Origin of the sequence: Trinickia sp. (assembly GCF_036503415.1) — a bacterium.
Taxonomy (GTDB): domain Bacteria; phylum Pseudomonadota; class Gammaproteobacteria; order Burkholderiales; family Burkholderiaceae; genus Trinickia.
The window spans coordinates 23,010-43,475 of record NZ_DASXWY010000027.1; the positions used below are offsets into that span (position 1 = coordinate 23,010).

17 protein-coding genes and 1 tRNA gene are annotated in these 20,466 nt (G+C 63.1%); 11 read left to right on the plus strand and 7 right to left on the minus strand.

Annotation, left to right across the window (positions count from 1 at the left end; all coding sequences use genetic code 11):
- Window positions 1-6 precede the first annotated feature (6 nt).
- From pstB to phoR, 4 genes are read left to right on the plus strand one after another with little or no spacing between them, the layout of a single operon-like run.
- Complete coding sequence (gene pstB / locus VGL01_RS03975) at window positions 7-855, plus strand: phosphate ABC transporter ATP-binding protein PstB (protein WP_331567303.1); 849 nt, start codon at window positions 7-9, stop codon at window positions 853-855.
- A gap of 21 nt (window positions 856-876) precedes the next feature.
- On the plus strand, window positions 877-1,581 hold the full coding sequence (phoU, locus tag VGL01_RS03980; protein ID WP_331567305.1) for a phosphate signaling complex protein PhoU: 705 nt from the start codon (window positions 877-879) through the stop codon (window positions 1,579-1,581).
- A 17-nt stretch (window positions 1,582-1,598) separates the two neighbouring features.
- Entirely contained in the window at window positions 1,599-2,300 is a 702-nt protein-coding gene (phoB, locus tag VGL01_RS03985; protein WP_173260138.1) for a phosphate regulon transcriptional regulator PhoB, read from the plus strand.
- Window positions 2,301-2,346: 46 nt separating this feature from the next.
- Window positions 2,347-3,660, plus strand: a complete 1,314-nt coding sequence (gene phoR, locus VGL01_RS03990; protein ID WP_331567307.1) for a phosphate regulon sensor histidine kinase PhoR — start codon at window positions 2,347-2,349, stop codon at window positions 3,658-3,660.
- 23 nt (window positions 3,661-3,683) lie between these two features.
- Here the strand turns inward: phoR and ppk1 are convergent, their stop codons facing one another.
- Window positions 3,684-5,747, minus strand: a complete 2,064-nt coding sequence (gene ppk1, locus VGL01_RS03995; protein WP_331567309.1) for a polyphosphate kinase 1 — start codon at window positions 5,745-5,747, stop codon at window positions 3,684-3,686.
- A 202-nt stretch (window positions 5,748-5,949) separates the two neighbouring features.
- Between ppk1 and ppx the strand changes: the two genes are divergently transcribed.
- The gene (ppx, locus tag VGL01_RS04000; RefSeq protein ID WP_414720167.1) at window positions 5,950-7,554 is read left to right on the plus strand and encodes an exopolyphosphatase; all 1,605 of its coding nucleotides are present in this window, start codon (window positions 5,950-5,952) and stop codon (window positions 7,552-7,554) included.
- 17 nt (window positions 7,555-7,571) lie between these two features.
- Here the strand turns inward: ppx and VGL01_RS04005 are convergent, their stop codons facing one another.
- Both VGL01_RS04005 and VGL01_RS04010 read right to left on the minus strand, forming a co-directional pair.
- Window positions 7,572-8,393 (minus strand): GNAT family N-acetyltransferase, encoded by an 822-nt coding sequence (locus VGL01_RS04005; RefSeq protein WP_331567312.1) that lies wholly within the window; start codon window positions 8,391-8,393, stop codon window positions 7,572-7,574.
- Window positions 8,394-8,536: 143 nt separating this feature from the next.
- Window positions 8,537-8,995 (minus strand): SixA phosphatase family protein, encoded by a 459-nt coding sequence (locus tag VGL01_RS04010; protein ID WP_331567314.1) that lies wholly within the window; start codon window positions 8,993-8,995, stop codon window positions 8,537-8,539.
- A 166-nt stretch (window positions 8,996-9,161) separates the two neighbouring features.
- Between VGL01_RS04010 and VGL01_RS04015 the strand changes: the two genes are divergently transcribed.
- A tRNA-Pro gene (locus VGL01_RS04015) sits at window positions 9,162-9,238 on the plus strand.
- A gap of 60 nt (window positions 9,239-9,298) precedes the next feature.
- On the opposite strand, the gene VGL01_RS04020 is transcribed toward VGL01_RS04015, so the two are convergent.
- The 4 genes from VGL01_RS04020 to VGL01_RS04035 form a co-directional block, all read right to left on the minus strand.
- Window positions 9,299-9,697, minus strand: coding sequence for a HigA family addiction module antitoxin (locus tag VGL01_RS04020; RefSeq protein WP_331567316.1), 399 nt, complete (start codon window positions 9,695-9,697; stop codon window positions 9,299-9,301).
- A 161-nt stretch (window positions 9,698-9,858) separates the two neighbouring features.
- On the minus strand, window positions 9,859-10,614 hold the full coding sequence (locus VGL01_RS04025; protein WP_331567318.1) for a PP2C family protein-serine/threonine phosphatase: 756 nt from the start codon (window positions 10,612-10,614) through the stop codon (window positions 9,859-9,861).
- A gap of 12 nt (window positions 10,615-10,626) precedes the next feature.
- The gene (gene tagH, locus VGL01_RS04030) at window positions 10,627-11,946 is read right to left on the minus strand and encodes a type VI secretion system-associated FHA domain protein TagH (RefSeq protein WP_331567320.1); all 1,320 of its coding nucleotides are present in this window, start codon (window positions 11,944-11,946) and stop codon (window positions 10,627-10,629) included.
- Window positions 11,947-12,001: 55 nt separating this feature from the next.
- Window positions 12,002-12,388 carry a TssQ family T6SS-associated lipoprotein gene (locus VGL01_RS04035; protein WP_331567322.1) on the minus strand — a complete coding sequence of 129 codons (387 nt, stop codon included), beginning with the start codon at window positions 12,386-12,388 and terminating at the stop codon, window positions 12,002-12,004.
- Between the two features lie 553 nt (window positions 12,389-12,941).
- Here VGL01_RS04035 and tssJ point away from each other — a divergent pair.
- The 5 genes from tssJ to tagF are packed head-to-tail and all read left to right on the plus strand — an operon-like array spanning window position 12,942 to window position 20,453.
- On the plus strand, window positions 12,942-13,466 hold the full coding sequence (gene tssJ / locus VGL01_RS04040; RefSeq protein WP_331567324.1) for a type VI secretion system lipoprotein TssJ: 525 nt from the start codon (window positions 12,942-12,944) through the stop codon (window positions 13,464-13,466).
- Window positions 13,463-14,830 (plus strand): type VI secretion system baseplate subunit TssK, encoded by a 1,368-nt coding sequence (gene tssK, locus VGL01_RS04045; protein ID WP_331567326.1) that lies wholly within the window; start codon window positions 13,463-13,465, stop codon window positions 14,828-14,830. The genes tssJ and tssK overlap by 4 nt, the downstream gene beginning before the upstream one ends.
- 15 nt (window positions 14,831-14,845) lie before the next feature.
- Window positions 14,846-16,153: a DotU family type VI secretion system protein gene (locus VGL01_RS04050; RefSeq protein WP_331567328.1), complete on the plus strand. Its 1,308-nt coding sequence runs from the start codon at window positions 14,846-14,848 to the stop codon at window positions 16,151-16,153.
- On the plus strand, window positions 16,150-19,791 hold the full coding sequence (gene tssM, locus VGL01_RS04055; protein ID WP_331567330.1) for a type VI secretion system membrane subunit TssM: 3,642 nt from the start codon (window positions 16,150-16,152) through the stop codon (window positions 19,789-19,791). Before VGL01_RS04050 ends, tssM begins: the two co-directional genes overlap by 4 nt.
- Window positions 19,788-20,453, plus strand: a complete 666-nt coding sequence (gene tagF, locus VGL01_RS04060; protein WP_331567332.1) for a type VI secretion system-associated protein TagF — start codon at window positions 19,788-19,790, stop codon at window positions 20,451-20,453. Before tssM ends, tagF begins: the two co-directional genes overlap by 4 nt.
- Window positions 20,454-20,466 lie beyond the last annotated feature (13 nt).

The following is a 20,466-nucleotide window of genomic DNA, read 5'->3' on the forward strand; positions in this document are numbered from 1 at the left end:
GACCCTATGAATATGGCAGAGTCTCATTTGAACCCCATCGAGCGCCCAGCGGCGCCGGCCGGCTTCGATCCCGCGCACGGCGATTCGGCGCTCGCGCCGGCGGCTCCGAAGATCGAAGTCAAGAACCTGAACTTCTATTACGGCAAGTACCACGCGCTCAAGAACATCAACATGCAGATTCCCGAGGGCAAGGTGACGGCGTTCATCGGACCGTCGGGTTGCGGAAAGTCGACGCTGCTGCGCACGTTCAACAAGATGTTCGCGCTTTATCCGGAGCAGCGCGCCGAGGGCGCCATCATCATGGACGGCGAGGATCTGCTGACGAGCAAGCGCGACATTTCGCTGCTGCGCGCGCGCGTCGGCATGGTGTTCCAGAAGCCGACGCCGTTTCCGATGTCGATCTATGACAACATCGCATTCGGCGTCAAAATGTTCGAGTCGTTGTCGCGCTCGGAAATGGACGATCGCGTCGAATGGGCGCTGACGAAAGCGGCGCTCTGGAACGAGGTCAAGGACAAGCTCAATCAGAGCGGCTACGGCCTGTCGGGCGGACAGCAGCAGCGGCTTTGCATCGCGCGCGGCATCGCGATTCGGCCGGAAGTGCTGTTGCTCGACGAGCCCTGCTCGGCGCTGGACCCTATTTCGACAGGGCGCGTCGAGGAGCTCATCGCCGAGCTCAAGAACGATTACACGGTCGTCATCGTCACGCACAACATGCAGCAGGCGGCGCGCTGTTCCGATTACACCGGGTACATGTATCTCGGCGAACTGATCGAGTTCGGCGACACCGAGAAGATTTTCATCAAGCCGGTCCGCAAGGAAACCGAGGACTACATCACCGGCCGATTCGGCTGATGAATCGAGAGGGAGTTCACCATGTCCGATAAGCACCTGTCCAGCCAGTTCGACGCGGATCTCAACCTTCTTTCGTCGAAAGTGCTCGAAATGGGCGGTCTGATCGAAGCGCAGATCACGCGCGCGATGCAGGCGCTCAATGCATTCGACGCGGAGATTGCCGACCAGGTGATCGCCGCTGAGGAAACCGTCAATACGATGGAAGTCGCGATCGACGAGGAGTGCAGCAACATCATCGCGCGCCGTCAGCCGGCGGCGCGGGACCTGCGCTTGCTGCTCGCGATCTCGAAGACGATCACGAACCTCGAGCGCGCGGGCGACGAGGCCGAGAAAATTGCCAAGCGTGTGAAGCGGCTCATGGAAGACGGTGCGGCGCGCACCGTCAACATCGCCGAGATCAAGGTCTCGGGCGATATGGCCGTGACGATCCTGCGCCGCGCATTGGATGCGTTCGCGCGTCTCGATACCGTTGCGGCGGCGCAGATCGTGCGGGACGACAAGGCGATCGACGAGGAGTTTCGCGCATTCGTGCGCAAGCTCGTCACGTACATGATGGAAGACCCGCGCACGATCTCGGCGGGCCTCGAGTACCTGTTCATCGCGAAGGCGATCGAGCGGATCGGCGACCACGCGAAGAACATCGCCGAATTCATCATTTACATCGTGAAGGGCACGGACGTGCGGCACAAGTCGCGCGACGCGCTCGAACGCGAAGCGCTTAGTTAACGTCTCAAGAGGTGACGATGCCGAGCAGCATTCTCATCATCGAAGATGAGCCCGCCATTTCGGAGCTGATCTCGATCAACCTGCAGCATGCGGGCCATTGTCCGATCCGCGCCTACAACGCGGAACAGGCGCAGTCGCTGATCAGCGACGTGCTGCCCGATCTCGTCTTGCTCGACTGGATGTTGCCGGGCAAGTCGGGTATCGCGTTTGCGCGCGACCTGCGCAACAACGAGCGCACGAAACATATTCCGATCATCATGCTGACCGCGCGTGGCGACGAGCAGGACAAGGTGCTGGGTCTTGAAATCGGTGCGGACGATTACGTCACGAAGCCGTTTTCGCCGAAGGAATTGATGGCCCGCATCAAGGCTGTGTTGCGTCGGCGCGCTCCGCAACTGACGGAAGACATCGTGGCCATCAACGGACTCAAGCTCGACCCGGCCACGCACCGCGTCGCGGCACATGCCGATGGCAGCGAGATCAAGCTCGATCTCGGTCCGACTGAATTCCGGCTGCTGCATTTTTTCATGACACATCCGGAGCGTGTACATAGCCGTACGCAACTGCTCGACCAGGTCTGGGGCGATCACGTATTCGTCGAAGAGCGGACGGTCGACGTGCATATCAAGCGCTTGCGCGCCGCGCTCAAGCCGGCCGGCTGCGATGCTATGATCGAAACGGTGCGCGGCAGCGGCTACCGGCTCGCCAAGAGCGCATGATCCGGGCACCGGCGTTCCATTTTTCGCTCTTCGAACACGTGCAGGCATGAATATCATCTGGGCGCGCTCGCTCGTATCGCTGGTGCTGCTGGCAATCGCGAGCGCCGCCATCGGTGCGTTCGCCGGCGTCAAATGGGCGCTCGCGTTCGCACTCCTCGTGCTCGTCGTGCAAAGCTTCTTCGGCACGTATCACACGGAAAGGCTCTGGCGCCTGCTCGATGCGCCCGTCTACGGACAGGTCCCGAGCGCACCGGGCGTCTGGGGCGAGATCTACTATCGGCTGCATAAGCTCGCGAAGCGCTGGCACGCGCAGGTCCGTCAGGTCGAGCAGCAACATTCGCGCTTCATTCAGGCCATCCAGGCGTCGCCGAACGGCGTCGCGATGCTCGACGATCACGATCAGATCGAATGGTGCAATGCCATTGCCGAAGAGCATTTCGGACTCGATGCCAGGCGCGATCTGCGCCAGCACATCACTCACCTCGTGCGGCATCCCGAGTTCGTGCGATATCTGAATTCGCACCGGTACGAGCAGATGCTCATCATGCGCGGCATGGGCGATAAGCGGCAAAACGTCTTGTCGGTGCAGGTGTTTCCCTACGGCGAGAACCGCAAGCTCGTTCTCTCGGCGGACATCACCGAGCTCGAGCGGACCGACTCGATGCGACGCGATTTCGTCGCCAATGTCTCGCACGAGTTGAAGACGCCGCTGACGGTCCTATCGGGCTTTCTGGAGACGATGCGCGAGCTCCCGCTCGACGAAGCCGACCGTGCGCGCTATCTCGAACTGATGGAGCAGCAAGCGTCGCGCATGCGTCATATCGTCGATGATCTGCTCGTGCTGGCGAAGCTCGAAGGCGATGCCAAGCCGCCGAGCGACCACGCCATCGACATGGTCGCCGTATTGCGTCACCTTCGGGAGGATGCGGTCACGCTGTCGGGTGGACGCCATCAGATCGCGTTCGATAGCGATGACACCTTGACCGTCACCGGCACGGAAACGGAAATCCTCAGTGCGCTCGGCAATCTCGTCACGAATGCGATCCGCTATACGCCCGATGGTGGGTCCATCCGCGTGGAATGGCACCTCGTTGGCGGCGCGGCGGCGTTTTCGGTGACCGACACGGGCTTCGGCATTCCCGCAGACGACATTCCGCGCCTGACCGAGCGCTTTTATCGCGTCGATCGGAGCCGTTCGCGCGACACAGGCGGCACCGGTCTCGGCCTCGCGATCGTCAAGCATGTGCTGCAGCGGCACGATTCCGTGCTCGACGTCAAAAGCGAAGAGGGGCGGGGCAGCGTCTTCACGGTGCGGTTTCCCGCGCAGCGAACCGTACGCCGCCAACCTCAGCACGCCTGAGCGGTGGGCCTGCAACCCAGGGGCTAACAACCGAACTTCGTCAGCAGGCTCGCTTGCGCGTTACGCGAGGATTTGCCCGGACGTGAACGCCGATAGTGGCCATCGCTTTGCATGACCCAGGCGGATTGATTGTCGCCGAGGAAGCCGGAAAGCCCTTCGGCGATGACGCGCCGCTTCAGGCGCCGGTCCCGGATCGGGAATGCGACTTCGACGCGGCGGAAGAAGTTGCGATCCATCCAGTCCGCGCTCGAGAGGTAGACACGTTCGTCGCCGTTGGAGAAGAAGTAAAAGATGCGATGATGCTCGAGAAACCGGCCCACGATCGATCGCACGGTGATGTTCTCGGAGAGGCCAGCCACTCCCGGCTGCAACGAGCAGACGCCGCGTATGATCAGGTCGATCTTGACGCCCGCTTGGGAGGCCTCGTACAGCTCCGCGATCACGGTCGGCTCGAGCAGCGCGTTCATCTTTGCGACGATGCGCGCCTTTTTGCCGGCTCGTGCGTTTTCCGCCTCAGCGCGAATGGCTTCCACGAGCCGCGGGTGCAGCGTGAACGGAGACTGCCAAAGCTCGTGCAGCTTCAACTCGCCGCCAATGCCCGTCAATTGCTGGAAGACATGGTGTACGTCTTCGCAGATCATCTGATCCGAAGTCATCAAACCGAAATCGCTGTAGAGCCTTGCCGTGCGCGGATGGTAATTACCCGTACCGAGGTGCGCGTAGCGCTTGAGCATGGACCGGCCGTTTTCCGTCACGCGGCGCACGATCAGCATCATTTTCGCGTGGCATTTATGGCCCACGACGCCATAGACCACGTGCGCGCCCACCGCCTCGAGCTGCGATGCCCAATTGATATTCGTTTCTTCGTCGAAGCGTGCGAGCAGCTCGACGACGACGGTCACTTCCTTGCCATTGCGCGCCGCCTGCATCAGCGCGTCCATCAGCGGCGAGTCGGTGCCGGTGCGATAGATCGTCTGCTTGATCGCCATGACGTTCGGATCCTGCGCCGCTTGCACGAGCAACTCGAGCACGGGCTGGAAGCTCTCGTACGGATGGTGCAGCAGGACATCGCCCTGATCGATCGTTTCGAAATGATTCGCCGAATTGGCAAGCCGCTCCGATGTGGCCGGCACGTGCGGCACGAACTTGAGGTCGGGGCGGTCGACCATCTCCGGCAACTGCATGAGACGGACGAGGTTCACGGGGCCCTCGACCCGGTAACAGTCCTTTTCGCTCAGGCCGCTTTCGTCGAGCAGGCGCTGCAGGAGATGAGGCGGCGTATCGGCCGAGACTTCGAGCCGTACCGCATTGCCGAGATGGCGCGCCGGCAGCTCGCCTTGCAAGGCGACGCGCAGATTGGTGATTTCGTCCTCGTCGACGAATAGCTCGCTGTTGCGCGTGATCCGGAATTGGTTGCAGCTGCGCACGACGAGATTCGGAAAAAGCTCGCCCACGAAACGCTGCATGAACGAACTCAATAACACGAACCCGTGAGTGAACCCCGAGAGCTCCTGCGGCATGCGCACGAGCCGCGGCAATGCACGCGGCGCCTGCACGATGCCCATGACCGCTTGCCGACCGAATGCGTCCTTGCCCTCGAGTTCGATGACGAAGTTCAGGCTCTTGTTGAGCACGCGGGGGAAAGGGTGAGCGGGATCGAGCCCGATCGGGGTGAGCACGGGCAGCAGCTCGTCGTTGAAATAGCGGTGCGCCCACTGCGTCTGGGCTGCCGTCCACGCTTCGCTGCCGTGAAAGTAGATGCCTTGCTCCTCGAGCGCCGGCAGTATCGTTTCGTGCAGCATGCTGTATTGGCGATGCACGAGTTTTTGCGCGCGCTCGACGACCAGATCGTAGACATGCTGCAGCGACATGCCGTCCGGCGCGAGCGCTCCCGGATTGTCGCGCATCTGTTCCTGCAATCCGGCCATGCGGATTTCGAAGAATTCGTCGAGGTTGCTGCTCGTGATACAGATGAAGCGCAGCCGTTCCAGCAGCGGTATCGCCGGGTCAGCGGCCTGGGCGAGCACGCGCTCGTTGAAGCCGAGGATGCCCAATTCCCGATTGAGCAGAGGGTAACGCACCGACATCGGTAGTAGTGAGTGAGAAGGGTCGGATGGAAAAGCGAACGGTTGCTCGGAAAGTCTCACAGTCCAATGTCTTTTAGATGAACGTCGATGTCATCAATTCTACGGGTAATTGATCTAATTTGAGACGGCTGCTCGGCGCGGGCGCGCAATGAGGAATAGGCGTGCCCTGCGAATGACCGGAGTGCCCTCCTATGTGCGTAAAATGGCGACTTTGAACCGCGTTGCGCCGTCATCCGCTCGAAATCGCGGAGCGGCGCCTCTCGCGCGACTGGAAACGTTTCCGCTCATGCCTACCACCCCGCATTTGCTTGCCTCGGTCGATCTCGGCTCGAACAGCTTCCGCCTCATTGTGGGTCGCGTCGAGGAAACGCCGGCCGGCAGTCAGATTTATCAGGTCGATGCGCTGCGCGAACCCGTGCGGCTCGCGGCTGGACTGTCCGCCGACAAGATGCTCGACAGCGCGTCGCAGGAGCGGGCGTGGAATGCGCTCAAACGTTTCGGCGAGCGCCTGCGGGACTTTCATCCCGATCATGTGCGCGCGGTCGCGACGAACACGCTGCGGGTCGCTAAAAACGCACCCGAGTTCCTCGTCGAGGCCGAGAAGGCGCTCGGCTTTCCGATCGAAGTCATCGCCGGGCGGGAGGAAGCGCGGCTCATCTATGCGGGAGCGGCGCATTCCGTGCCCGCGAGTTCGGGCAAGCGGCTCGTGGTCGATATCGGCGGTGGCTCGACCGAGTTCATCATCGGTTCGCATTACACCCCGCTCGTCATGGAAAGCCTTTACATCGGCTGCGTGAGTCATAGCCGGCAGTTCTTCCCCGCCGGCAACGTGGACGAGTACACGATGCGGCAGGCCGAGCTCGCGGCGAAACGCGAGATACAAATCATTTCGCACGAGTACAAGAAGGCGGGCTGGGATCAGGCGATCGGCTCGTCGGGCACGGCGCGCGCGCTCGCCGAACTCGTCGAGGCGAACGGCTTCAACGATGCCGGCATCTCGCACGGCATTTCGCGCGGCGGGCTCGAGCGGCTCAAGCGCGCGCTGATCAAAGCCGAGAACGTGAACCGGCTCAAGCTCATCGCGCTCAAGGCCGATCGCGTGCCGGTGCTTGCAGGCGGGCTGTCGATCATGCTCGCTGTGTTCGAGGAACTCGGCGTCGATTACGTCGATACGACCGACGGCGCCTTGCGTCTCGGCGTGCTCTACGATCTGCTGGGGCGGACGCAACACGAGGACATGCGTGCGGTGACGGTCGAAGGCTTCACGCGCCGCTATGGCGTCGACCGCGCGCAGGCGCAGCGTATTCGCGATCTGGCGGTCGGTTTTTACGATCAGCTCGGCGGGGCGGATAGGAACAACGCCGACGATGCGGACGAAGACCGCATGTTCCTCGCATGGGCGGCGGCGCTGCACGAGATCGGATTGTCGATTTCGCACAGCGCTTATCACAAGCATTCGGCCTATATCGCGAGCAATGCCGATATGCCCGGGTTCTCGCGTACGGACCAGGCGCGGCTTGCGGCGCTGGTGCTCGGCCATGCCGGCAAGCTCGGAAAACTGGCGCAGACGCGCGACGTCGAATGGCCGCTGCTGTTTTGCCTGCGGCTTGCCGCGTTGTTGTGCCGGCGCCGAGCCGATGTCGGGCTGCCGGGCATTCGTGTCGGAAAGAAGGGCAACGGCTATGAAGTCAGGTTGCCCAACGAGTGGGTGGCCAATAATCCATTGACCGACTACAGCCTCGTTCAAGAGGCTGCGGAATGGGAGAAGGTCGGCATTCGCTACCGCGTCGTTTATACGGACGACTGAGCCGCGGGGCGGTGCGCTCAGCGGGCGGACGTTTCGCCGAGGAAATGGCGCGCGTAACGCGCGTTGATGTCGGCGAGCCTGAACAACGTCAGGAAATCCGCGCAATTGAAGTCGGGATCCCAGGCGGGCGCGCCGCAAATTTTCGCGCCGAGCCGCAGATAACCTTTCACGAGCGGAGGCGGCGCCACCTTTGCGCCCGTACGCAGCTCTTCGACGGGTAGCGGTGTATGCGCGAACGCCCGATATTCCGGGGCCGTCAACGCGCTTTCGCGCAGCGATTCGTAGAGGTTCACCGCGAAATGCCCGCCGTCGGCCATCGGCACGCTCGCGCAGCCGAGCATCGTTTCATAGCCGTTTTGCATCATATAGGCGCCCAAGCCGCCCCATAGCGACATGATGACCGAGCCGCTGCGGTAGTCCGGATGGACGCATGAGCGACCGACTTCGACCATCTTCGAGCGCAGGTGGGTGAGCCGCGAAAGATCGAACTCGCCTTCGGCATAAAGACGCCCGACGCGGGCGGCCTGATGCGGTGGCAGCACACGGTATGTGCCCACGACCTTCAGCGTATCGAGATCGCGCACGAGCAGGTGATCGCAGTAGGGATCGAACGGGTCCACGTCCAGACCGGCTGGACCGACGACGCGTGCACCCATTTCTTCGGCGAATACGCGATAGCGCAGCCGTTGTGCTTCGCGCAATTCTTCGTCCGTGCGTGCCCAGGCGACCTGGAGCCGATGCTGCGCGGTGATCGTTTCCTCCGCGCGGGGAAGTCGGCGGCGCGAATCGAGCGGAAGAATGAAAGCGAGGGGCAGGGTGGGCGTCGGCAGGTCTCGCATAAAGGTTCCTGATCAGATGTAGGAATGCGGTGTGTTTGCCAATGTAGTAACCGCCGATGACGCTCGCATGGCAAACCCGTGTAAATGCGATGACATGTCGCATCAGCGACACGCATGTTTCACGATTCGACTGTCAGACGATTCTAGGCGAGATCGGGCGAAATCACGGCGCGGATCAGCACCGGCGCCTGACCGTCGCGCGCTCGGCTTTCCAGCCACCAGACGCCGGACTTCTTGACGGACCACTCAGTGGCTTTTCCCGCTACGAGTTGCGAGACCACGAGGCCGAGCGTCGGCTGATGACCGACGATCACGACCGTTTCGGCCGCGCCTTCCGGCCAGCCGGCGGCCGTGAGGACTGCTTCGGCGCGCGCGCCGGGCGCAATCTCTTTGACGATCCGGTATTGATCGGTCAAGGCTTCGACGGTCTGGACGGTCCGCGCGGCGGGGCTCGCGAGAATCAGAGCCTCGGGCGGCAGACGGTATTTGAGCCATTTGGCCGTCGTCTGCGCTTGCTTGCGGCCACGGGAGGTCAGTTGACGGGCGAGATCTGTCGACGCGATGTCTTCGGCTTCGGCGTGACGCCAGAGGATGAGATTCATGAGCGTCTCCTTTTTCGTTGAACCCGATCGATTCGATTCTGCTGACCTTGTTGACCCGCAAACCGGGTGCCGGGTTCGACATGGTTGCGATGCGATGCTGTGGAAATTCTCGGAACGCAATCTGATTGACCGCTGGCAGGAGGGCAGGCTAGAATCACGGATTCGTCGGAGCGTAGCGCAGCCTGGTAGCGCATCTGATTTGGGATCAGAGGGTCGAAGGTTCGAATCCTTTCGCTCCGACCACCAGTATCAAGCAACGAAGCCCAGCCATTTCGGCTGGGCTTCGTGCTTTTTGAGGCAAGCTTATACAGCCAGCCGTTTTGCTGGCTTTATCTTTGCGGTGCTTTTCTGCTCGGCTTGCCACAAGTCGTATTGCAACTGGGCACGCAGCCAGATTTCCGGACTTCCTTGCAGCCATTGCGCCAGCCGGATCGCCATTTCGGCACTGATGGCAGCCCGGCCGTTCAGGACGCGGGACAGCGCAACGCGGGACACACCCAGTTGTTCGGCGGCCTCGGTCACGCTCAAGCCCAACTCGGGCAAGACATCCTCCTTGAGCGTTTCGCCGGGATGCGGCGGGTTATGCATGCGCATGATGCTTCCTAGCGGTAATCCTGACAATTGACAGTTTCGACGTTTTCTTCTCGTCGATTGAACGCGACGAGCCAGAGCATCAGAGCCTTCGACTGTCTCACAGGCCACGCCCGGAGCACCGCAGCACGTCGATTTTTACGCCTCGCTACCTGTTTTCTTTGCGACTCGCCGATCGCGTCCCATGATACGAATGCGCGCGTCGAACTGGCGCGGCGCCATCGAACGCGGGAGACGAGAGTGAGCGAATCGCGGGACGAAGCACAGGTGTGCTAGCGCATTGCCACGAGCGTCACGGATTCCGGGTTGCCGATCCACACCGCAAGCGCTGAGCAATTGTCCACACTACCCGACAGCTCCGAACGTTGCCTGATTGCATCGGCGAGCAGCGTCAACCAATCGCTCACCGTATGCACGGCGCGCAGGCAGTACTCGATCAGTTCGTCAGGCAGCAATTGCCAGAAACCGTCCGTACACAATAGAAAAGCATCCCCATCTTCGACGGATATCGCGGAACTCAAGTCCGGCAGCACCTCGCCGGTCATGCCGAGAGCATGGAGCAGGAGACCGGGACTGAGGCCGTCGCACGGCAGCCCGGCGTCGGCCAGCTGCTGGACGAGGCTATGGTCGCGCGTGCGCTCGACGAGCTGGCCGCGGCGAAACCGATAAAGGCGGCTGTCGCCAACGTGCGCCCACTGTGCCGTGCGCAATTCGCTATCGACCAGCAACGCGACGATCGTTGCCGCCATCTCCCGAAGTGCGGGATCGTGCCGCTGCCTGGCAACGATTGCGCCGTTCGCCTCGGCGATGCATGCGCGCAAGAGTTCATCGGTGCCGTATGGCGTGGCCGCGCTCTTCGCAAGCGCCGCGGACACGGCCAACTGCGATGCCGTGTCACCGCCGGGACGTCCGGCAATGCCATCGCTTACTACGAAACATCCGCGATTGCCCCGCACGTCACAGCCGATCGCATCCTGATTGACCGTTCTGCTGCCGACATGGGAGTACTGAGCATGCGATATTTTCATTCGCCAGCATGCTCAGCCGCGACGGCGGCCGCGGTAGCGTTCCACCTCCGCATCGTAGGCGCCGAGAAAGGACTTGCCGAAGACGGACGAGAAATCGTCCTCGACGGCAACGACCACGTCCCGGTGCAGCGCGACATAGCGCTCCCATATCCTAGCCTTGCGCAGCATCGGCCACATCCGCTCGTACCATCGCGGTTCGGCATCGCGATCGAGCAGGCGCTGAGGCGAAAATCGCGCGAGCAAATCGGTCAGCGCCGCGCGCATGCCCGCCACCATGCCGATCTGATGCGCATGGAGATCCTGGAACGCATCGCTCACAGCGCTTGGCGGCGACATGAAGCCCGGGAACGGTAGACCGAACATCTGCCGCAGCGCCGCACCGCCATCGGGCAGCAACTTGAGCGGGTTGTTTTCCCGATCGAGGAGCATCGTCATGTCCGCGCGCACTTCGCGCTTCAAGATGCTTCGTGCCGATAGCAACTCCACCGTGCCGTTGGCGAAGAGCGCCAGCAACTGGCCCGCGACGAACAATTGCTCCGCCGACCAGCGGTCTACCGGTGCCGTCGCATCGAGGCCGGCGCCCTCGAAAAATGCGCGCAGCAGTACGTCGGGCGCAACCCGCTGCCGGTCTGTCATCAACTCATGGCGCTCCTCGCCGCCGGTCGCACTATTGTCTGCGCTGGCCGTTTCGCTCGCGGGCATTTCGTTTTTTGGCGCAGCCGGCGCCGGCTGCAAACGAAACGGCGCCGCCCATTCGGGCACCCGATCCGAAGCCATAACCGGTGCGTCGGCGGCCGCAGTCGGACCGGCGAACTTGCCGGCGTCGCCATCGGACGGCGATGCAAAGAGTCGCAGCGGGTCGGTGGGGAGCGCGTGCAATGCTTGAAGTCCACCGGACGCCGGCGATGGCGATTTCGCCTCGCGGGGCGGGGCATCCACCCGCGCTACAGGCACGTCGATCGCCGTATGCGGCTGCGCCGAAGCAGCGGGTGCCGACGCTGTCGCTGTTGCGCTTCCGTCGAAATCGGCGCGCAGCAGATAAGCGCCGATACGAATGGTGTCGCCCGCTTGCAGCAGCTGCACTTGGGCATAGCCGATCGACGTACGGTTGACCTCGATCGTCGAGACGCTGCTGAGATTCTTCAGCGAGCACGATGTCTCGCCCACCTGCAGCAGTGCTTGCAAACGCGAGATCTGCCGCGTTTCGTCCCTGAGCACGAGGTGGTTGTCGTGGTCTCGCCCGATCGTGCCGCCCGGCGGACGAAACACGACCGAGGTTCGACGGTCGCGGTCGAGCGGTCGACCGGCGTGTTCGATAACGATCAATTGCATGGTCGCTGCAGTTGTTCCGTGAAAAATGCTTCAGATATCGGCTGCGACGCGATCGCTAGGATGGCGTGCGCTTGCGTTTTGCCGCCTCGAACGCTGGCCCCCACACAGGATGTCCTTTTTCCGCGGGCGATAGCTCGAAGTGCGGATCGATATCCAGGATCTTCGAGAACTCGGCGCGACATGAAGCGATCCGATTGGTCACGCAGTAACTGAATGCCATCAGCTTGTGTGCGCTGACCTGGGTATCGCGATCGGCGTCGCCGATTTCATGCGCATGCGAAAGCAGCGCGATCGTTCGTTGGTAATCGCCCGCATCGTAGGCGGCACGAGCTCGGTCCACGGTCGCCTGAGCCGTGCGCTGTTCGGGCGAAACGGTGCTGCACGCAACCAGGGCTGCAGCGATGGCGATCGGGAAAAATCTGGCACGAAAATAATGCTTCATTCAGGGTAATCCGCTTCGCCTCGAAAGATAAATCGAGATTTCGGTCGTGGATTTTAGGCTGGGCGATTATGGGCGCTCGCTTTTGTTACTGTTTGTTTCAATTTGTCCATTTAAGAGTGGTGGGCGCGGTCGGTAATTGAATGCTCGCTCGCTTGTATGCCGATATTTTTTCCACTATAGTTCGCCCCACTTTACGGCTTGCCATAGTTTTCACCTTTCGTTTTTCTTTCGCGGAGATGGTGGGGTATATAGTTTATTTAGGTGTCGTATAAACTTTTTTTATCCGGAGGCCTTGCGTATCGGGGCTTTCGCGAACTCGTGCGTTCCGCTGTGGGGCCGAGCGCGCCGTCTATCGGCGCGCGCCCGAAAATCCAAGGCGGTATGGGCGACACCCCGAAAAACGGTAGGGGTGTCAGCCGTTTTGCGCGCGCTATTCGAGGGGCGATCCGTCCGGCAGTGAATGAATTCGAATTTTCATTAGTGTGCGGCTATGCCGCGCGAAACGATTGATTCGTTATGCGAACGTTGAATCGATAATGGAAGGTAGTGGGAGATGAAAGCGCTATATGGGGCGAGGGTGGGTATTTTATTCGGGTGCTTATTTATTTTGAGCGCATGTGGCTCGGTCGACCGCCACGTGCCGTTACCTTACGCGGTGACATTCGATGTGGCGGCCGACGTTAATCCGGACATCCGGGGACGTCCGTCTCCGATCGTTCTCAAGGTATTCCAGCTGAAATCAGCGTCCGCCTTCGAGAGCGCGGAGTTTTTCGCGCTCCAGGACAAGCCCGACAACGCGCTGGGCGCTCAATTGCTGAGCGTCGACAGGATGATCCTGCGGCCCGGCGAGGTTCGGACTGTCCGTTATACGGGCAATGCCGAAGCACGCGCCATTGGCATCGTCGCCGAATACCGATCGCTCGAAACGAATCGGTGGAGGCTCACTCTGGCCCTGCCGGAAGGCAAGCAGCCCAGTGCGTTGCGATTCTGGCAGGGGTCGCCGCGCGAGGCGAAATTCGCGATCGCGGTCAGAAATGGCGGCATCGATCGGAGTTCTGATGCCCGGGGGGCGCAATGAACGATGCGGTGATGTCGCCGATGTCCGTTGCGGGGCTGCGCGAGCGCGTGATCTGGTCCGAAGGCATGTTCTTGCGCCCTCAGCATTTTCAACAGCTCGAGCGTCATTTCGAACGCCTTGTGCAGACGCGCTGTTTGCCGCTGCAACGGCTCTTCTGGGGCTTTGACGAGCTGGAGATCGATCGCGAAGCACTCATGCTCGGCAAGGTACGCTTGCTCGCGGCTTCGGGCGTCATGCCGGACGGCACCCCGTTCGCTTTTTCGCAGCTGCACGATGGGCCGGAGCCGCTCGATATCGGTACGCACGTCGAGGACGAGCGAATCGTGCTGGCCTTGCCCTTATGGCGCGGGTCGGCGGAAGACGTCTCGTTCGGTGGCGATGCCTGTACGCTGGCCCGCTACCTCGTGGAGGAACGCGAGATCGCGGATGTCAATCCGATTGCGCTCGAGCCCGCGCTGTTGCAGATCGGCCGTTTGAATCTGCGCCTCGCCCTCGAGTCCGAATTGACCGGCGACTGGCAAGCGCTCGGCGTGATGCACATCGTCGAGCGCCGCGCGAACGGTCAATTGGCGATCGAAGCCGACTTCATACCGCCGCGGCTCGCCGTGCAGCGCGACCCGATACTGCGCACTTACCTGTGCGAGCTGCACGGCATGCTCGCGCAACGCGCAGAGGCGCTCGCGGAACGCTTGACGCAGCCGGGCAAGGGCGGCATCTCCGAGGTGGCGGATTTTCTTCTGCTGCAGCTCATCAACCGGTATCTCGGGCTCACGTGGCACGCGCAGCAGGATGTCGAGATTCACCCCGAAACGCTCTTTCGCGACTGGCTCAAGCTCGCTTGCGATTTGAGCACGTTCACGACCGCCAACCGCTTGCCGCAAGTCTTGCCGGCGTACGAGCACGGCGATCTGCGTGCGACGTTCGCCGCGCTGATGACGGAGCTGCGGCGTTCGCTCTCGACAGTGCTCGAGCAGAACGCCATCCGTATCGATCTGCGCGACGCGGGTGGCGGAGTGCGCGTGGCAACGGTGGCGGATCCGACGTTGCGCCGCGATGCGGGCTTCGTGCTGGCCGTTCGCAGCGACATGCCTTCGGACAGCCTGCGCTTGCGATTTCCGGCGCAAGCGAAGCTCGGCCCTGTCGAGCGCATCAGCGACCTCGTGCATCTTCAGTTGCCGGGCATCGGCGTGCGTCTGCTGCCCGTCGCGCCGCGACAGATTCCGTATCACGCGGATCACGCCTATTTCGAGCTGGAGAAGGGCAACGAGCTGTGGAAGCAATTTGACCGCTCGGGAGCGCTCGCTCTGCATCTCGCAGGAGAGTTTCCCGGGCTCTCGCTCGAGCTTTGGGCTATTCGGGGTTAGCAAGAGGCCTGCATCATGAACCTTTCGGTCGATTCTTTCGGGGCCGGGGCCGGCGGCTTCGTGCCGCCGAATCCCGGCGGCGCCCAGGCTGGCGGCGCCGCTGCGGCGGAATCCGCGGTAGCAGGGCAGTGCACGCCAACCGGCAGCAACCCGCTCGTTGCCGCGGCCAATCCGTTACTCAATCTGGTGCCGCAAATTCGCTCGACCGTGCATCATCCGAATCCGGCCTGGTTGCGCGAACATCTCGTCGTCGAAATCCGCGCGTTCGAATCGCGTGCGCAGCAAGCGGGCGTGCCGCCGGAAACGATCATGGCCGCGCGCTATTGTCTGTGCACCGCGCTCGACGAAGCGGCGGCGCTGACTCCATGGGGAAGCGGCGTTTGGTCCTCCCACAGTTTGCTCGTGTCGTTTCATAACGAGACCTGGGGTGGCGAAAAGTTCTTCGAGGTACTCGCGAGACTCTCGCAGCAGCCGGGGCAGCACATCGATCTGCTCGAACTGCTGCAGTTTTGCCTGGCGCTCGGCTTCGAGGGTCGATATCGCGTCGTCGATAACGGTCGCGCACAGCTCGATGCGTTGAGGCGTCAGTTGGCTCGGACGATCCGCACCGCGCGCGGCGACTACGACCCCAGTCTGTCGCCGCACTGGCGCGATGCGGTGGCGCGCGACGAAGCGCGCGGCTTCGCGGTACCGCTATGGGTGTGTGCGGTGCTCGCCGTGCTGCTTGCGCTCGGCCTGTTCGCCGGCTTGCGGTTTGCGCTGGCGATGCACGCGGATCGCCTTTTCACGGCCATCGACGAATTGCACCTGCCGCGGCTGCAGGCAAGCGCCGCGCCGCGACCCGTGGCGCCCGCACCGCCTCGGCTAGCGCACTTTCTGCAGCCGGAGATCGACGCCGGTCTCGTCTCCGTACGGGACGAGGCCGATCGCAGCGTCGTCGTGCTGCGCGGCGACGGGCTGTTCGCGTCGGGTTCGACCGCGGTCATCGATCGCTACCTCCCTGTCCTCATGCGCATCGCGGACGCACTGAACGGCACCGCGGGCAGCGTGACGGTGGCCGGCTATACCGACAACGTACCCGTGCACACGCTGCGTTTCGCGTCGAACTGGGACTTGTCTCAAGAGCGCGCGGAAGCGGTCAAGCGATTGCTCGCCACGCGCCTCGCCGATCGGGGCCGGCTGAGCGCACAGGGCCGAGGCGAGATGGATCCCGTCGCGCCGAACGATTCGGCATCGGGGCGCGCGCGCAACCGGCGCGTCGAAATTACGTTGATGCTGGCGCCGACGGCCGGCTCGGCACAACCGGCAGCGGGAACACCATGACGACAAGCCATTCGTTGCCGAGGGTCGGTCGCGTGCTGAACCGCCGCGAGACCTGGACGTTCGCGGGTGTGCTCGCACTCGCTGCCTTGATCTGGTTTGCTGGGCCGCTCGTCGCGTTCGACGGCCACCGTCCGCTCGAAACCGCGGCGGCCAGAATGCTTGCGATCGTCGTGTTGCTGGCGATATGGGGCGCCCGTGTGGCGTGGCGAAGCTGGCACGCCGCTCGACTCAATGCCGAGTTGCTCGCGCAGTTGCGTAGCGACTCCGCTCGTGCGCAGCCCGCCGGCGAGCCTCCTCAGCCGGACCTCGACGAGTTGCGCACACGATTCGGCGAGGCCGTCGCGCTGTTGAAAAAAGTCCGCTTCAGTGCCGCGAATCGGCCGCGCCGCGGCCTTGCGCGCTGGGTCGAACGCTTCTCGCAGCAGTATCTGTATCAGTTGCCCTGGTATGTGTTCATCGGTGCACCGGGCTCGGGCAAGACAACGGCGCTCGTGAACTCGGGGCTCACGTTTCCGCTGGCGGAGCAGTTCGGTCGCGCGGCCATTCGTGGCGTAGGCGGTACGCGGCATTGCGATTGGTGGTTCACGAACGACGCGGTGTTGATCGATACCGCGGGACGCTACACGACGCACGAAAGCAACCGCGCGCTCGATGAAGGCGAGTGGAAGGGCTTCGTCGAACTGCTGAAGAAGTACCGTACGCGCCAGCCGCTGAACGGCGCGATGCTGACGATCAGCGTGGCCGATCTGGTGAGTGCATCCGAGAACGAGCGTACTCAGCACGCCATGGTATTGCGCAAGCGGCTTCAGGAGCTGCGAGCGCAGTTGGGAATCCAGTTTCCCGTCTACCTGATCGTGACCAAGGCGGACCTGCTCGCCGGTTTTACCGAGTACTTCAGCGCGTTCGGGCGCGCGGAGCGTGAGCAGGTGTGGGGTTTTACCTTCACGCTGCGCGAGCAGGCGGCCGCCGATTTCCAGCTGCGCGCGGCATTCGACCGCGAATTCGATCTGCTTCATCGAAGGCTCAACGATGCGCTGCCGGAATTGCTCGCGGAGCAGCTCGACGCGCGTCAGCGCGAGCTGACGTATCTGCTCCCTCAGCAATTCGCGAATCTGCGAGACATGCTCGGGCAGTTCGTCGCGGAGGTATTTTCCGCATCGAAATTCGAACCGATGCCGATGTTGCGCGGCATCTATTTGACGAGCGGCACGCAGGAGGGCACGGCGTTCGACCGCGTGATGGGAGGCATCAAGCGCTTCTTGAAGATCGAGGGCACGCCGCCCATGGCGCAGCCCGCGCTCGGCGGCCGCAGCTTCTTCCTGAAGACGCTGTTGCAAGAGCATATCTTCAACGAGGCGTCGCTCGCGGGCAGCGATCTCTCCTGGCATCGACGGCGAAAGGTTCGCGCGACCGCGGCCTACGTCGCGCTCGCGATCGTCTTCTGCATAGTCGGTATCGGCTGGACGCGCAGTTATCTGCACAACAGCGCGTATCTGGACGCACTCGCGGCGCGCGTGCCGGCCGTAAACGATCAGATGCGTCGCGCGAAGATCGGCGATGGCAGCGATATCGCGCAGCTGCTGCCCGTGTTGGACGCACTGCGCGAATGGCCGGCGTCCGGCGGCATCGAGCCCGGACATCCGCCGCTGTCGTATCGATGGGGCCTCTTCCAGGGCGACCGGATGATGGCGGCAGCGGATGCCGCCTATCGTCGCGAGCTCGAGGCAGCGCTGCTCCCGCTCGCTGCCCGGCGGTTGGAAACGGCCCTGAGAGACGCGCGTGCCGATGACGGTGCGTATGCGTATGCCGTGTTGAAGGCGTATCTGATGCTGTACGACAGCGGGCACTACGACCCGGTGTTCGTTCAGGCGGTGCTGGATCTCGTGATCGAGAGGTCGCTGCCTGCGGATGTGCCGTCGTCGGAACGCCGCGCCCTGCGTGCCCATCTCGCGTCGCTGTTCGACGATCGCGTGGTCACGTCGCCGATACCGATGGACGAACGTCTCGTTGCCGACAAGCGCGATCAGTTGCGGCGCGTGCCATTCGCACAGCGGCTCTATGGGCAACTTATCCATACGCTGCGCGCGAGTACGGCGCCGTACGATTTCGACTTCTCGGACGCGGCGGGGCCCGATGCCTCGCTCGTGTTCGAGCGGCGAAGCGGCAAGGGACTCGGCGAAAGCCTGCCGGGTCTCTACACGCCACGCGGTTACTGGAATGTGTTCGATAAGCGCGTCGACGACGCGGTGAGCGCGTTCGGACGCGAGGAAGTCTGGGTGCTGAACCTCGACCGCATGGAGGTGGCGTCGGCGGATGAAGCGGCGGCGCGCTCGCGCGGTGTCCGGCAGCTCTACCTGAACGACTACATCAAGACGTGGGACGATTATCTGGCCGACCTACGTCTGCGCGGCGGTGCATCGCTCGCGCAAAGCATTCAGGAGGCGCGAATATTGTCGTCGCCGGATTCTCCGTTGACGCGGCTCTTCGCCGCCGTGGCACGCGAAACCACCCTTGGGAAGGAGGCGGCAGAAGGCCCGCTCGCCGCGGGTGCGAAGACGCGGGACAAGGTGGACGAAGCGCGCAGTTCGCTCGCGCAGATGTTCGAGAGCGGCTCGAGCGGGAATACGGGAACGGGCGCGGCGGCAAGGCCCGAATTCATCGTCGACAGCCACTTCGCGGGTTTCCGTGCGATCGGTCCGAACGGCCAGGGGGCATCGTCGGCCGAGCCGCTCGATGGGGTTCGCAAGACGATCGACGAGCTTTATAGCTACCTCACGGCGACCGACCACGCGCTGCGCAGCGGCGGCATGCCGCCGCCCTCCGACGTCCCCGACAGAATACGCGCCCAGGCGGGCCGGCTGCCCACGCCATTTCGCGAAATGCTCGACCAACTGTCCAATGCCGCGAACGGTAGCGTGGCGAGTGCACAGGAACGCAACGTCACGCACGATGCGGCCGTCAATGTCGGCGAGTTTTGCAGGCAGGCGATCGGCGGACGCTATCCGTTTGCGCGCGGATCGTCGCGCGACGTGACGCCTGCGGATTTCGCGCAGCTTTTCGCACCGGGTGGTTTGATGGACAGCTTCTTCCAGAAGAATCTTCAGCCGCTCGTCGATACAGCGGCACGGCCCTGGCGCTTCAACAATGCCGGACAAGGCGCACAGCCGCTTGCCGCGCCGGTTCTCTCTTCGTTCGAGAAGGCGGCCGTCATCCGGGATGCGTACTTCCCGGGAGGCTCGCATGTGCCTGAGACGACGGTCGAGATCAAGCCGCTCGACATGGATGCGTCGATCTCGGAGATGGTGCTCGACGTCGATGGCCAGATCGTGCGGTATGCGCACGGTCCGCAAGTGCCGGCGACCGTTCGCTGGCCCGGCACGCGCGGCAGCGCTCAGGTGCGCTTGCAGATCGTCGAGAGCTCCGGTGCGACGGGCGGGATCGTCACCGAAGGCTCGTGGGCGCTGCATCGGTTGTTCGACCGCGCAGCCGTGTCGGCGGGGCGAGCGCCGGAGCAGATGGTTGCGCGGTTCACGATCGATGGGAAGCCGCTCACGCTGCAGGTCACGGCAAGCAGCGTTCGCAATCCGTTCCGGCTGCCGCAGCTCGAATCGTTTTCCTGTCCGGCCTCCACATCATGATCGCTGTGCCGATTCCACGTGGCTTCGATACGCCGCCTGCCTGGTACGGAAAGCTGCCTGGCGCGGGCGACTTCGTCAGCCGGCATCTGCCGCACGCACTGGCCGGGTGGTGGGAGCGCTGGCTCCAGCACGGTATGGCGGCGATGCGGCAGCGCGGGCCCGGAGCGCTCGAACGGCACTACGCCGTCGCACCGCTTTGGAACTTCGCCATGCCGGCAGGCACCGGTGCGCGATACGTGCAGCTCGGCTGCATTGCGCCGAGCTGCGACCGGGTAGGGCGCTACTACCCCATCGTGGCGATGCTCGCGATCGAGGCGGGCGACTACTCGAGCGCACTGACCGCGCGAGCCGGAGGCTTTTATCGGCAGCTTGGCACCGTGCTGCTCGACGCGGTCCGTCATGGCCGGGCGCCCGAGCAATTCGAGTCGGCGCTGTCGGCGGTTCGCCTGACGTATGTCGACGTGCCGGATACGGCGTCGCCAGCCGACGCGCCCGCCGGCTGGCCCGGACTTGCGCATTACTTCGACCCACACGGCGCGACGAGCTTTTGGTGGACACACGCGCTGAACGGCGCGCCGCTTTCGACGTGTTCGCACACCGGCACGCCCGATGACGAACTGTTCATCAGGCTTTTCGGCGCGCAGCAAAACCGCGAGCCGTGACGCGATCAATGAG